This window comes from uncultured Brevundimonas sp., assembly GCF_937870815.1.
In the GTDB taxonomy this organism is placed as follows: Bacteria; Pseudomonadota; Alphaproteobacteria; order Caulobacterales; family Caulobacteraceae; genus Brevundimonas.
This window is the reverse complement of the sequence record NZ_CALMZS010000115.1, coordinates 1-12,245: the sequence shown is the minus strand read 5'-3', so window position 1 is coordinate 12,245 and position 12,245 is coordinate 1. Positions and strand designations below refer to the sequence as shown.

The window sequence follows — 12,245 nt, the reverse complement described above, 5'->3', positions numbered from 1 at the left end:
CGTGACCCAATCCGATCCGAACGGCGACTCCTCCGTCGAGCGCCAGCTGGCCCTGACCGTCAGGGCCCTGGCCGAGAGCGAAGCCCGGTTCCGCGCCATCGCCGACTCCATGCCCCAGATGGTGTGGTCGACCCGCCCCGACGGATTCCACGACTACTACAACGCCCGCTGGTACGAATTCACCGGCGTGCCCGAAGGCTCGACCGACGGCGAGGGCTGGAACGGCATGTTTCATCCCGACGACCAGGAGCGGGCGTGGGACCGCTGGCGTCATTCGCTCGAAACGGGCGAGCCCTATGAGATCGAGTATCGCCTCCGGCGACACGACGGCGTCTACCGCTGGACCCTGGGCCGCGCCCGCCCCATCCGCAACGAGGCCGGCGAGATCACCCGCTGGTTCGGCACCTGCACCGACATCGACGACCTGAAGCGGTCGGACCAGGCCAAGGAGCTGCTCAGCCAGGAGCTGAGCCACCGCATCAAGAACATCTTCGCCGTCGTCTCCGCCCTGATCGCCCTCTCGGCCCGCCAGCATCCCGAGGCCCGGGAATTCGCCGGCGCGGTCCGCACCCGCATCAACGCCCTGGCGCGGGCCCACGAATTCGTCCGGCCGCATACCGAGACCTCGAGGCCCACCGTCGGCTCGATGACCCTGCACGCCTTCCTGGCCGACCTGTTCAAGCCCTACAGCGATCCGGAGGGCGCGCCGCGCATCGTCCTCAGCGGCGAGGACGCCACCTTCGACGACCAGGCCGCGACCTCGGTCGCCCTGCTGTTCCATGAGCTGGCCACCAACGCCGCCAAATACGGCGCCCTGTCGCGCGAGGAGGGCGGGGTGACGCTCGACACCCGCCGGTCCGGGGGCCGCTTCCTCCTGACCTGGACCGAGAGCGGCGGCCCGCCGATCACCGAACCGCCGGCGCGCACCGGCTTCGGCTCCTCGCTGGCCAGCCTGTCGGTCGAGGGACAGCTGGGCGGCCGGCTGGAACGGAACTGGCGGCCGGAAGGGTTGCAGGTCATCGCCGACCTTCCCGGCACGGCCCTGTCCCGTCGCCGGGCCGCGAAAATCGTCTCATGATGGAACAAGCTTTCGGCCGGCGCGCTACCCTCTCGCAACCCATTCTCCGTCCGCCCCCGTACATTACGCCTCCACCGACCGACTGAAATGACCGCCCGTATCCTGATCATCGAAGACGAGGCCCTCGTGGCCATGGAGCTTCGTTTCGTCCTCGAGGACCTCGGCCACGAGGTGGTCGCGGTCGTCGCCGACGCCGCCAGCGCCCGCAACGTCGTGCGCGAGACCGATGTCGATCTCGCCCTGGTCGACATCCACCTTTCCGACGGTCCGACGGGCGTGGCGCTGGGGCGGCAGCTCGGCGAGGAGCTGGGCGTCTCGGTGCTGTTCATGACCGCCAACCCCGGCATGGTGCGCGAGGGCGTGGCCGGCGCCATCGGCGTCCTGTCCAAGCCGACCGACGAGCGGGCGGTGCAGAAGGCGGTCGACTACGCCCTGCGCCGGCGGGCGGGCGGGCGGGCGCTCTACGCCCCGCCCGAGTTGCAGCTGTTCGCCTGAGCCGGTCGGCTCACCAGACGCTGATCTTCTCGGCTTCCTGGTGCGAGATCGGCTGGCCCCCGGCCTTGTGGTCCTGCTCGGCCAGGAAACGCACCGCCTCCAGCGCCGCCATGCAGCCCATGCCCGCCGCGGTGACCGCCTGGCGATAGACGTCGTCGGTGACGTCGCCCGCGGCCCAGACGCCCTCGATCGCCGTGGCCGCCGTGCCCGGCCTGACCACCAGATAGCCGCCCTGTCTGGTCTCCAGCTGGCCGGCGAACAGCTCCGACGACGGCGCGTGGCCGATGGCGATGAACACCCCGTCCGCCCTGATCTCGCGGGTTTCGCCCGTCCTGACGTTCTTCACCCGCGCGCCGGTGACGTTGACGCCGCCGGCGTCGTTGGCCTCGCCGAGGATCTCGTCGACGGCGTGGTCCCAGATCACCTCGACCCTGGGGTTCGAGAACAGCCGGTCCTGCAGGATGCGTTCGGCCCGGAACTCGTCGCGGCGGTGCACGACGGTGACCTTGGAGGCGAAATTGGTCAGGAACAGCGCCTCCTCGACGGCGGTGTTGCCGCCGCCGACCACGATCACCTCCTTGCCCCGATAGAAGAAGCCGTCGCAGGTGGCGCAGGCCGAGACGCCGAAGCCCTGGTATTTCGCCTCGCTCTCCAGTCCCAGCCACTTGGCCTGGGCCCCGGTCGAGATGATCACCGTCTCGGCCAGCAGCTCGGTCCCGCTGTCGAGCGTCAGCCGGAACGGCCGCTGCGACAGGTCGGCCTTGACCACGATGTCCTCGATCACCTCGGTCCCGACGTGTTCGGCCTGGGCGCGCATCTGCTCCATCAGCCACGGGCCCTGGATCACATCCTTGAAGCCCGGATAGTTCTCGACGTCGGTGGTGATGGTCAGCTGGCCGCCGGGCTGCAGGCCGGCGATGACGACCGGGCTCAGCAGGGCGCGGGCGGCGTAGATGGCGGCGGTCCAGCCGGCGGGGCCGGACCCGATGATGGCGACGCGGACGGTTCTCGGAGTGCTCATGGGGTCTATCTAGGCGTTGATTCCGTTCCGCGCGATGCCAGGCTGGCATCCATTCACAGCGAAACGGGAGAGAGGGCCATGGAAGGCCGCAGTCATCTGGGCGTCGGCATCGCCCTTGGGTTGGCCATCGGCGCCGGCCTCGGGGCGGCCATGGACAACCTGGCCGTGGGGATCGGGGTCGGCGCCGCCGTCGGCGTGGCGCTGGGCGTCGCCATGGACGCGAGAAAGAAGGGGCGCGGGGACGGGCAGGACTAACGCCCTTCCCTCCCCGGGACGGGGAGGGAAAAGGTCAAGGCCTCCGCCCCATCCGCTCCAGCACCGTCCGGGCCGCCCGCTCCGTCTCGTTCAACGGCTCATAGGTCCAGCCCGACAGATCGCCGTCGAACGGCCGCGCCGCGCCACGCGCGCGCAGATCGGCGTGCAGCCGCGCGAACTTGCCGGCGGGCTTCAGCGGGTCCATCGGCAGGACGTGGACAGGCGCGCCGGTCGAGGCCGCCTCGGCGGCCATGTTGGCGCTGTCCTCGGTGACCAGAACGTGGTCGGCGAACTGCAGGAAGGCGAAATAGGGGTTGGGGCCGGCCCCGTTCCAGATCCGGCCGGGCAGGGCCGCCAGCCGCGCCGTCATCACCCGTTTCGCCGCCTCGGGCGTGCGGCGCGAGAAGGTCAGCATCAGCGCCCCGCCGGCTGCGGAGACCGCCGCCGCGATGCGGTCGGCCAGGTCGGCGGCGTGGGCCTCGGGCAGGTCGAAGGCCATCGAGCGTCCGCCGATCAGGGCCGCCACGCGCGGGCGGGGCAGGGGGGCCAGCGCCGCCTCGAACGCCGCCGCGCCCTCGGCCAGCCGCGCCGCCGTCACCCTATGCGGCGAACCGGTGATCGACAGCACATTGGGGCCGGTCAGGGCGTCGTGCGCCGGCGCGACGACGAGGTCATAGGCCCCGGTCCGCCAGCGCGGGTCCTGGGTCTGGACCACGAAGGTCCGGCCGCCCGACCGCGCCCGCGCCCTCGCCGACAGCGGCAGGGTGGCGCGCCCGGTGGCGATCCACAGATCCGGCCAGGTCTCGCCGGGGCCGGGCTCGACCGGGTCGGACGACGGGTCCAGCATCCAGCCGGCCTTCAGCGCCGACGGCAGTTTGTCGAAGGCCTTGCGCCAGCGGACGCGTTTGACGGCGATCTCGGCGGCGGTCAGCCGCTGCACGGCCTCGGCCAGTCCCGACGCCTGGTTCTCCATGCCGGCCCGGCCGTCGGACACGACCCATATGGACAGGGGGGCGGTCACGCGTCGTCGGGGCGGGTGATCCAGCACATGGCCTCGACCTTGTTGCCGTCGGGATCGCGCAGGAAGGCGGCGTAATAGCCCGGCGCATATTCGGGCCGCGGGCCGGGCGCGCCGTCATCGAACCCGCCCGCCGCCAGCCCGGCCTCGTGAAAGGCGACCACGGCGTCGGGGTCCGAGGCGTTGAAACAGACATGGGCTCCGGCGCCGGCGACCGGCGCGCCCCGGCCCACGCGCGGCAGGTTGACCCAGAATTCCGGAAAGGTCCGGCCATAGCCGACGCCGGCGCCGTGCTCGATGATCCGGCGCGCGCCGACGACCGCCAGCACGGCGTCGTAGAAGACGCCGGCGCGATGCAGGTCCGTGACGCCGACCGAAACGTGCGACACCAGCGGAGCGCGCGTCCCGGAGCCCGTCATCAGCCTATCTCCACTCGACCTTGAGGATTTCGTAGGCCTTGACCCCGCCGGGGGTGTTGACCTCGACCACGTCGCCGACCTTCTTGGAGATCATCGACCGGGCGATCGGCGAGGAGACGGAGATCTTGCCGGCCTTCACGTCAGCCTCGTGCTCGCCGACGATCTGGTAGCGGCCCTCCTCCTCGGTGTCCTCGTCGACCACGGTGACGGTGGCGCCGAACTTCACCTGGTTGCCGCTGAGCTTCGACACGTCGATGACCTGGGCGCGGCTGATCTTGTCCTCGATCTCGGCGATCTGGCCCTCGATCCAGCCCTGGCGTTCCTTGGCCGCGTGATACTCGGCGTTTTCGGACAGGTCGCCGTGTTCGCGCGCCTCCGAAATGGCCGCGATGACGCTCGGCCTCTCGACCGACTTCAATTGCTTCAACTGATCGTCGAGGGCGCGATAGCCCTCGGCCGTCATCGGCACTTTTTCCATATGTCGTGATTTCTTGGCTAGCCCGACTGACAGACATACTCGGCACAGAGGTCGCTGGGCGCACGCGACCGGCCAGAAAGGGTAGGGCGCCCTCGGCCCCGGTTCAAGGGGGTGTCCGGCGGGAATGGCCCTATGCGGCGGGCTTTCGCCGACGGGCCCTGATCTGCTGGATATCGCCCCATAATTTGACCCGGCGCACCAGGCTCCACGCCAGCCAGGCGACGGCGGCGAGACCCACGGCCATGAACAGGCTGGAGACCAGGAACACGCCCGCCGCCATAAAGGCGAGGACGAAGGCGACAGCCGCGACCAGGGCGGCGATGACTTGGACGGTTTTCAGGCGCATGGCCCGTTAACGTTTCGTCCTGCCCGGGGTTGCGGTCCGGTTTCGGACACGGATCGGATTTCGCCCGACTGTGTCCGGGGGGCCGACCGGGTCAGGCGTAGCTGTAGGGCCCGCCCCGCTGCAGCGCCCTCTGATACGCCGGACGAGCGTGGATACGCTGCAGGAACGCCTTCACCCGGGGCTTGAACTGCGCGATGGACAGTTTGGAGCCCATGCCTCTGATCAGGCCGATGTTGGCGGCTATGTCCTTCAGCGCCTCTTCGTCCTTAGAACGCATAGATGGCGTCCCGTTCGGCCGAGGGCCGGACATGGGTGCGAAGCGCACGCCGTTCGCTCACATCCACAGCGTATTCGAACAGATTCTGAATGTAGAGGATCACGCCGGAGAAGCCCCACACGCCGATATGTGCCTCGGGATCGATCTCGACCATGATGTCGATGTCGCTGTCCGCCTTCTCCTCGCCTCGGGCCAGCGAACCGAACAGGGCGGCATGGGTCACGCCCTGGGCCTCGAGCTCGGCGCGGTGCTGCCTCAGGACGGTCAAAACCTCGTCGCGGGTCATGACGCATCTCCTATCACAAGAGGAAGGGCGGCCAAACCTGGCGCCCTCACCCCTTCGGCATCAGCGCCTGCGCCGCCACGACCATGGCCTCGACGCCGGTGACGACCGAGGGCCGGGGGTCGATGCGGAACAGGGGCGAGTGGTGGCCGGGGGCGTCGGCGACCTCGGCCGCCGGGGTGCCGCCGACGCTGAAATAGACGCCCTTCACCCCGCTCTCGGGGGTGACGAAATAGGCGAAATCCTCGGCCCCCATGCCGGTGCGGGCGACATCGACCAGCCGGTCGGCGCCCATGGCCGCGCCGATGGCGGTCCGCACCCGGGCGGCGGTGGCGGCGTCGTTGACGGTCGGCGGCGTGGTCTCGATGGTCGAGCGCACCACGGTCGGCAGCCGGTCCTCGGGCACGCCCAGCGCCAGGGCCGTGCCGCGCGCCACGCGATCGATGCCGTTCAGCAGGGCCGTGCGGGTTTCGGGGCTGTCGGCGCGGACCGTCAGCTGCATGTCGACCCGGTCCGAGATGATGTTGTGCTTGACGCCGCCGCGGATGGCGCCGACCGTGATCACCGCCCCCTCCAGCGGATTGATGCTGCGGCTGGGCAGGGTTTGCAGATTCATGACGATGGCCGAGGCCACCACGATGGGGTCGACGCCCAGATGCGGATAGGCGCCGTGCGTGCCGACCCCGTGCACGGCGATGTCGACGCTGTCGGAGCTGGAGGCCGTTATGCCCAGCGGCAGGTCGATCAGGCCGGTGGCGAGATCGGCCGCGACGTGGAAGGCCAGGGCGACGTCGGGTTTGGGGAAGCGGCTGTAGAGGCCGTCCTCGACCATGGCCCGGGCCCCGAAGATGCGCTCCTCGGCCGGCTGGGCGATCAGCACCAGCGTGCCCGACCAGTCCTGCCGCCGCGCCATCATCTGCCGTGCCGTGCCGATCAGGGCGGTGATGTGCACGTCGTGGCCGCAGGCGTGCATGACGGGCTTTTCGACGCCGTCGCTGTCGACCTGGTGGACGGTCGAGGCGTTGGCCAGGCCCGACTGTTCGGCCAGCGGCAGGCCGTCCATGTCGGCCCGGACCATGACGGTGGGTCCGTCGCCGTTGCGCAGCACCGCCACCACGCCCGTGCCGCCGACGCCGGTGGTGACGTCATAGCCGAGGGCGGTCAGCTGGGCCGCCATGATCCCCGCCGTGCGCACCTCCAGCCCTGACAGTTCCGGATTGCGGTGGAAGTCGTCGAACAGGGCGCCGAGGTTGGCGTCATAGTCCCGCGCGATGGCCTGGCGCAGCTCGACCTCGGTCGAGCCGGTCTGGGCCTGGGCGGTCCCGCCGGTGAGAAGGGCCAGCGCCGCCGTGGTCGCAAGAAGTCGCATCGTGTCCGCCCCCGTGGTGAAGGGGGAACTTTGGTCCAGCGGCCGGTCGCTGGCAACGCCAAAGCGGACGACGGGGATCAGTCGGCCGGAACCGCCACCACGCGGCTGAGCGGCGACACCCCGCCGGGTGAAAAGGCCTCGACCGCGAACCAGTAGTCGACCCCGACATTCAGCGCCCGCACCTCCAGCCGGTCGTTCATCTGCGCCAGGTCGTCGAAATAGACCTGGTAGGTCAGGAACAGCCGGTCCGGCGCCGTGCCCCAGCGAATGTTGTAGCCGAGGGCATTGGAGACGGGCGAGACGTGGACGGCCGCATTGCGCTGGTCGTCGCCGCGCTCGACGCGAAGCGCCGGGCGCTCCGGCGCCAGACCGCCGGCCGTGCCGAACACCCGCAGGTCCGAGATGGCCAGGTTGGCCGCGGCGACCTCGCCGTGCTCGTAACGGATGAAGCGGGCGTCCACCGGTTGCTCGCCCTCGACATAGGCGTTGGGCCGGTCGCGCTCGGAGTCCGACAGGTCGGCGAACACCCGCCAATCGGCGCCGTCCCGCGACCACAGGATGCGGAACCGGGTGCGGATGTCGGGCCGCTCCATATAGATGCCGGACTTGTAGTCGGCGTAGTTGACCTGGACGGCGTGGACGCGCTTCGTCCCGCCGAGGTCCAGCGTCAGGGTCTCGCCCGGCGTGTTCGATCCGGCGACCCAGAAGGTGCGGGGGTTCTCGTCGGTCGCGCGGTCGGCGGTGAACTCGCCTTCGGTCGAGGAGGCCTCGGCGACCGCCCTGTAGGACAGCGGGAACCAGCCGGTGAACAGGCTGTCCGGATCGCTGATCCGCTCGGTCGGCATGCGCTGCGGATAGTCGCCGAACCGGCTGGAGAAATGCATCTGGCCGTCGGGCGTGAAGCCGCCCGGGAACATCGCGATGCGGCGCTCGAAGGTCCAGTTATGGCCGATCCACGGGGTGCCGGTGTTCCACCAGTTGCCGTGGCGGTCCTGGAAGGTCGAGCCGTGGCCGGCCCCCTCGACGAAGCCGCCGGGCTTGTAGCTGACCGGATTGTAGGGCGCGTATTCGAACGGCCCCAGCGGGCTGTCGCCCACATAGGTCCCGTTGGCGTAGGCGTTGTATTCGGTCCCGGGCGCCCCGTACTGGAGATAGTAGCGGCCGCCGTGTTTCGTCATCCAGGCCCCCTCCATGAAGGGGTCGATGGGCTTGCCGTCGGGCAGGGTCCCGGAATGGTCCTGGCCGAACCGCTCCCAGCCGTGCTGGTCGGGATGCAGGGTGTGCAGCCGCGTCGGCTGGCCGACGAAGGCCATCGGCGGGGCCGGATCCAGCTCCGATCCGTACAGGGGAAACAGGTTGGAGCTGCCCCAGTACAGATACCATTTGCCGTCGTCGTCGATGAACAGGCCGGGGTCCCAGGGACCGGGCGGCAAGGCCTCGGGGGCCATGTCCTGCTGCTGGCTGACGTGAACCGCGCCGGGCACGCGGGGCAAGAAACGGCTGTGCCAGTCCCAGCGGCCGGTTTCCGGGTGTTCGCTGACCAGCAGGGGGCGGGGCTCGAACGAGGACTGCATCAGATACAGCCGCTCGCCGTCGGACACGGCGGCGGGGGCGACATTGGACTCGAACGGCCATTTGTTCGGGGTGACGTAGCGCCAGTCCAGCAGATCGTCCGAGGTCCAGTAGCCGTCGGCCAGGGTCTGGAACAGATAGTAGCGGTCGCGGTGCAGCACGATGACCGGGTCGGCCCCGGTGCGGTAGCTGATGCCCTCGTGGGTCTGTTCGAAATTATATTTGTAATCGACATCGACCGGATTGGCCCAGGTGCGGGGTCGGCCGTCCTGGGCGGAGGCGGGCAGGGCCGACGCGGCTATGGCGAGGGCGGCGGCGAGGGAGGTCAGGCGGTGCATGCGGCCGACGCTATCACGCCGCCGCGGTTGTTGAGTTCACGAGTGGTTTCGCCCTAAGCCGGGGCATGACCCCGGAAACCGAACCCCGCCTGACCTCGCTCGCCCACGGCGGCGGCTGCGGCTGCAAGCTGGCCCCGTCGGTGCTGCGCGACATCCTGAAGGGGATGCCGCCGGCCGCGCCCTTCGCCGATCTGCTGGTCGGGACCGAGACCAGCGACGACGCGGCCGTCTGGCGGCTGAACGACAGCCAGGCCCTGGTGGCGACCACGGATTTCTTCATGCCGGTGGTGGACGATCCGTTCGACTTCGGCCGCATCGCCGCGACCAACGCCCTGTCCGACGTCTACGCCATGGGGGCCACGCCGATCCTCGCCCTGGCGCTCGTCGGCATGCCGGTGAAGACGCTGTCGACCGAAACGATCGGCCGCATCCTGCAGGGCGGCGCCTCGGTCTGCGCCGAGGCGGGCATACCGGTCGCCGGAGGCCATTCGATCGACAGCGTCGAGCCGATCTACGGCCTCGTCGCCCTCGGCCTCGTCCATCCCGACCAGGTCCTGACCAATCGCGGCGCGCGGGCCGGGGACGCGCTGATCCTGACCAAGGCGCTCGGCGTCGGGGTGCTGAGCGCGGCCTTCAAATCGGGCCGGCTGGACGCGGCAGGCTACGCCGCCCTGATCGCCTCGACCACCCGGCTCAACAGCCTCGGCGCGCGGCTGGCCGGACGCGAAGGGGTGCATGCGGTGACCGATGTGACCGGCTTCGGCCTGCTGGGCCATGCGCTCGAGATGGCGCGCGGGTCGGGCCTGACGGTCGAGCTGACGGGCCGGCCGCCGCTGCTGGACGGGGTCGAGGCCCTGGCCGCGACCGGCGTGCGCACCGGGGCCTCGGGCCGCAACTGGGACAGCTATGGCGGCGCCGTCGACCTGCCGCCCGGCCTGCCGCAGGCGCGCCGCGACCTCCTCACCGACCCCCAGACCTCCGGCGGCCTGCTGATCGCCGTCGCCGAAAGCGAGGCCGAAGCCCTGCTCGACCTGGCCCGCGCCGAGGGCTTCGCCCGGGCCGCCGTGATCGGCCGCGTCGTCGACGGCCCCGCCCGCGTCCGCGTCGTCGCATGATCCGCCGCACGGCCGACCTGTCGCCCGCGGCGCGCGACGGCTTCGACGCGCTGATCGACGTGCGCAGCCCGGCCGAGTTCGCGCTCGATCACATCCCCGGCGCCCTCAACCTGCCCGTCCTCGACGACGCCCAGCGCGCGGCGGTCGGGACCGAATACGTCCAGGGCTCCAAATTCCTCGCCCGCCGCACCGGGGCGGCCCTCGTCGCCCGCAACATCGCCGCCCATCTCGAGGGCGCGCTCGCCGACCGGGACGGATCGTTCCGGCCGCTGGTCTATTGCTGGCGCGGCGGCCAGCGCTCCGCGGCCATGGTCACGGTGATGGACCAGGTCGGCTGGCCGGTGACGGTGCTCGACGGCGGCTACCAGACCTGGCGGCGCCAGGTGAAGACGGCCCTCTACGACACGCCCGCGCCGCACCGGCTGGTCCTGCTCGAGGGTCCCACCGGCGCGGGCAAGACGGCCGTGCTCGCGGCGGTGGCCCGGCGCGGCCTGCAGACGCTGGACCTCGAGGCCCTCGCCGCCCATCGCGGCTCGCTGTTCGGGGCCCTGCCCGGCGGCCAGCCGTCGCAGAAGGCCTTCGAGACCCGCCTGCACGACGCCCTGTCGCGGCTCGACCCGGCCCGTCCGGTGCTGGTCGAGGCCGAGAGTTCGAAGATCGGCGTCCGCGTCATCCCGCCCTCGCTGTGGGCCGCCATGAGCGCCGCCCCGGCCGTCCGCCTCGATTCGCCGGTCGAGGTCCGCGCCGCCCGCACGGTCCGCGACTACGCCGCCATCGCGGCCGACCCCGAGGCGCTCGACCAGGCCCTGACCCGGCTGCCGCGCCACATCGGCAAGCAAATGGTCGCAGAGTGGCGGGGCCTCGCCGCGGCCGGGGAGATCGAGGCTCTCGCGACCGCCCTCATCGTCGACCACTACGACCCCGCCTATCGTCGTCAGGGCCAGGCCCGCGGGCGCGCCGAACTGGCCGTGGTCGGTCTCGGATCGGTCGGCGAGGCCGCCCTCGACCGGGCCGCCGACGAGGTCGCGGCGGCCATCCGGCGGCTCGGCCCGGCCTGACCGCGCGAGCGCCGGCCGCCGGCGCCGTCGTCGCAAGGGGCGCGGCGTATGGCCAAACCGGCCTCACGTCCCTAGCTTCGCGCGATGGCCGCTTCCCGACTTCGCTCCACCCTGATGTCCCTCAGCCTGTGGGTGCTCGTCGCCCTGCTGGCCGGCCTGTTCGCGGGCGCGGCGGCCCAGGCCTGGGGCCTGCCCGGGGGCGCCGCCACGGCCGACCTGATCGGGGCCGTGGGAACCCTGTGGCTCAACGCCCTGAAGATGACCATCATCCCGCTGGTGTTCAGCCTGCTGGTGACGGGGATCGCCTCGATCGCCGACGCCGCGGCGACGGGCCGGCTGGCGCTCAAGGCGCTGATGGTTTTCGCCGTGCTGCTGGTGGGCGGGACGGTCTATGCGATCTTCGCCTCGGAGACCCTGCACCTGCTGTGGCCGATCGACCCGGCCGGGGCGGCCGTCCTGCTGGCCGGGGCGCCCGACGCCGCGGTGGTGCGCGAGAGCGCCGCCGGCGGCGGCCTCGCGGCCTTCCTCGCCAATCTCGCGCCCGCCAATCCGATCCGCGCCGCGGCCGACGACGCCATCCTCGGCGTCGTCGTCTTCGCCATCGCCTTCGGCTTCGCCGTCACCCGCCTCGGTCCGGGGCGCCGCGTGCCGCTGGTGGCCTTCTTCGAGGCGGTGTCCGGGACCATGATCACCATCGTCCACTGGGTGCTGCTGGCCGCCCCGGTCGGGGTCTTCGCCCTGTCCATGGGCGTGGGCCTGAACGCCGGGCTCGCCGCCCTCGGCACCCTCGGCCACTACGTCGCCATGGTGGTGCTGGCCCAGATCGGCCTGATCCTGCTGATCTACGCCGTGGCCGCGCCGTGGGGCCGCATCCGGCTGGACCGGTTCGCGCGCGGCGCCATCCCGGCCCAGGTGGTGGCCTTCTCGACCCAGTCGTCCCTGGCCAGCCTCCCGGCCATGGTCGAACAGGCCCGCACCGTCCTCGGCGTCTCGACGGCCACGGCGGGCCTGGTCCTGCCGCTGGCGGTGGCGGTGTTCCGGATCACCAGCCCGGTCGCCAATCTCGCCGTGGTCATCTACGTCGCCCATCTGCACGGCGTCGATCTCGGCCCGGCCGCCTGGG

General features: G+C 71.1%; 13 protein-coding genes and 2 pseudogenes. 6 read left to right on the top strand and 9 right to left on the bottom strand.

Annotated elements, in window-relative coordinates:
* Position 1 precedes the first annotated feature (1 nt).
* Positions 2–1,078: a PAS domain-containing protein gene (locus Q0588_RS07475; RefSeq protein ID WP_298745216.1), complete on the top strand. Its 1,077-nt coding sequence runs from the start codon at positions 2–4 to the stop codon at positions 1,076–1,078.
* Positions 1,079–1,162: 84 nt separating this feature from the next.
* A pseudogene (locus tag Q0588_RS07470) lies at positions 1,163–1,573 on the top strand (response regulator); the annotation flags it as partial.
* 10 nt (positions 1,574–1,583) lie between these two features.
* Here Q0588_RS07470 and trxB read toward each other — a convergent pair.
* A complete protein-coding gene (trxB, locus tag Q0588_RS07465) occupies positions 1,584–2,594 on the bottom strand; it encodes a thioredoxin-disulfide reductase (protein WP_298745214.1) in 1,011 nt (336 codons plus the stop codon).
* A gap of 78 nt (positions 2,595–2,672) precedes the next feature.
* Between trxB and Q0588_RS07460 the strand changes: the two genes are divergently transcribed.
* Entirely contained in the window at positions 2,673–2,849 is a 177-nt protein-coding gene (locus Q0588_RS07460; protein ID WP_298745212.1) for a hypothetical protein, read from the top strand.
* A gap of 34 nt (positions 2,850–2,883) precedes the next feature.
* On the opposite strand, the gene Q0588_RS07455 is transcribed toward Q0588_RS07460, so the two are convergent.
* The 8 genes and pseudogenes from Q0588_RS07455 to Q0588_RS07420 form a co-directional block, all read right to left on the bottom strand.
* A complete protein-coding gene (locus Q0588_RS07455; RefSeq protein WP_298745210.1) occupies positions 2,884–3,870 on the bottom strand; it encodes a mitochondrial fission ELM1 family protein in 987 nt (328 codons plus the stop codon).
* Positions 3,867–4,286, bottom strand: a complete 420-nt coding sequence (locus tag Q0588_RS07450; protein WP_298745208.1) for a VOC family protein — start codon at positions 4,284–4,286, stop codon at positions 3,867–3,869. The genes Q0588_RS07455 and Q0588_RS07450 overlap by 4 nt, the downstream gene beginning before the upstream one ends.
* Before the next feature lie 4 nt (positions 4,287–4,290).
* On the bottom strand, positions 4,291–4,764 hold the full coding sequence (gene greA, locus Q0588_RS07445) for a transcription elongation factor GreA (RefSeq protein WP_298745206.1): 474 nt from the start codon (positions 4,762–4,764) through the stop codon (positions 4,291–4,293).
* A 130-nt stretch (positions 4,765–4,894) separates the two neighbouring features.
* Positions 4,895–5,110: a hypothetical protein gene (locus tag Q0588_RS07440; RefSeq protein ID WP_298745204.1), complete on the bottom strand. Its 216-nt coding sequence runs from the start codon at positions 5,108–5,110 to the stop codon at positions 4,895–4,897.
* 91 nt (positions 5,111–5,201) lie between these two features.
* Positions 5,202–5,294: pseudogene (locus Q0588_RS07435) on the bottom strand (glutathione S-transferase); the annotation flags it as partial.
* A gap of 82 nt (positions 5,295–5,376) precedes the next feature.
* Entirely contained in the window at positions 5,377–5,673 is a 297-nt protein-coding gene (locus Q0588_RS07430; protein ID WP_298745203.1) for a nucleotidyltransferase family protein, read from the bottom strand.
* 46 nt (positions 5,674–5,719) lie between these two features.
* Positions 5,720–7,039: an amidohydrolase gene (locus tag Q0588_RS07425; RefSeq protein WP_298745202.1), complete on the bottom strand. Its 1,320-nt coding sequence runs from the start codon at positions 7,037–7,039 to the stop codon at positions 5,720–5,722.
* 77 nt (positions 7,040–7,116) lie between these two features.
* Complete coding sequence (locus Q0588_RS07420; protein ID WP_298745200.1) at positions 7,117–8,949, bottom strand: family 43 glycosylhydrolase; 1,833 nt, start codon at positions 8,947–8,949, stop codon at positions 7,117–7,119.
* 65 nt (positions 8,950–9,014) lie between these two features.
* Here Q0588_RS07420 and selD point away from each other — a divergent pair, with 65 nt between their 5' ends.
* The 3 genes from selD to Q0588_RS07405 form a co-directional block, all read left to right on the top strand.
* Positions 9,015–10,064, top strand: a complete 1,050-nt coding sequence (gene selD / locus Q0588_RS07415) for a selenide, water dikinase SelD (RefSeq protein WP_298745199.1) — start codon at positions 9,015–9,017, stop codon at positions 10,062–10,064.
* Positions 10,061–11,122, top strand: a complete 1,062-nt coding sequence (gene mnmH, locus Q0588_RS07410) for a tRNA 2-selenouridine(34) synthase MnmH (RefSeq protein ID WP_298745197.1) — start codon at positions 10,061–10,063, stop codon at positions 11,120–11,122. The genes selD and mnmH overlap by 4 nt, the downstream gene beginning before the upstream one ends.
* 84 nt (positions 11,123–11,206) lie before the next feature.
* Positions 11,207–12,245, top strand: a 1,039-nt coding sequence (locus Q0588_RS07405) for a cation:dicarboxylase symporter family transporter (protein WP_298745195.1), incomplete at its 3' end; no start/stop codon positions are given.

Excerpts from the sequence above, each read along its gene's own strand:
- trxB (WP_298745214.1), bottom strand. The coding sequence starts at position 2,594 with ATGAGCACTCCGAGAACCGTCCGCGTCGCCATCATCGGGTCCGGCCCC.
- Q0588_RS07460 (WP_298745212.1), top strand. The coding sequence starts at position 2,673 with ATGGAAGGCCGCAGTCATCTGGGCGTCGGCATCGCCCTTGGGTTGGCC.
- Q0588_RS07450 (WP_298745208.1), bottom strand. The coding sequence starts at position 4,286 with ATGACGGGCTCCGGGACGCGCGCTCCGCTGGTGTCGCACGTTTCGGTC.
- greA (WP_298745206.1), bottom strand. The coding sequence starts at position 4,764 with ATGGAAAAAGTGCCGATGACGGCCGAGGGCTATCGCGCCCTCGACGAT.
- Q0588_RS07440 (WP_298745204.1), bottom strand. The coding sequence starts at position 5,110 with ATGCGCCTGAAAACCGTCCAAGTCATCGCCGCCCTGGTCGCGGCTGTC.
- Q0588_RS07430 (WP_298745203.1), bottom strand. The coding sequence starts at position 5,673 with ATGACCCGCGACGAGGTTTTGACCGTCCTGAGGCAGCACCGCGCCGAG.
- Q0588_RS07425 (WP_298745202.1), bottom strand. The coding sequence starts at position 7,039 with ATGCGACTTCTTGCGACCACGGCGGCGCTGGCCCTTCTCACCGGCGGG.
- Q0588_RS07420 (WP_298745200.1), bottom strand. The coding sequence starts at position 8,949 with ATGCACCGCCTGACCTCCCTCGCCGCCGCCCTCGCCATAGCCGCGTCG.
- selD (WP_298745199.1), top strand. The coding sequence starts at position 9,015 with ATGACCCCGGAAACCGAACCCCGCCTGACCTCGCTCGCCCACGGCGGC.
- mnmH (WP_298745197.1), top strand. The coding sequence starts at position 10,061 with ATGATCCGCCGCACGGCCGACCTGTCGCCCGCGGCGCGCGACGGCTTC.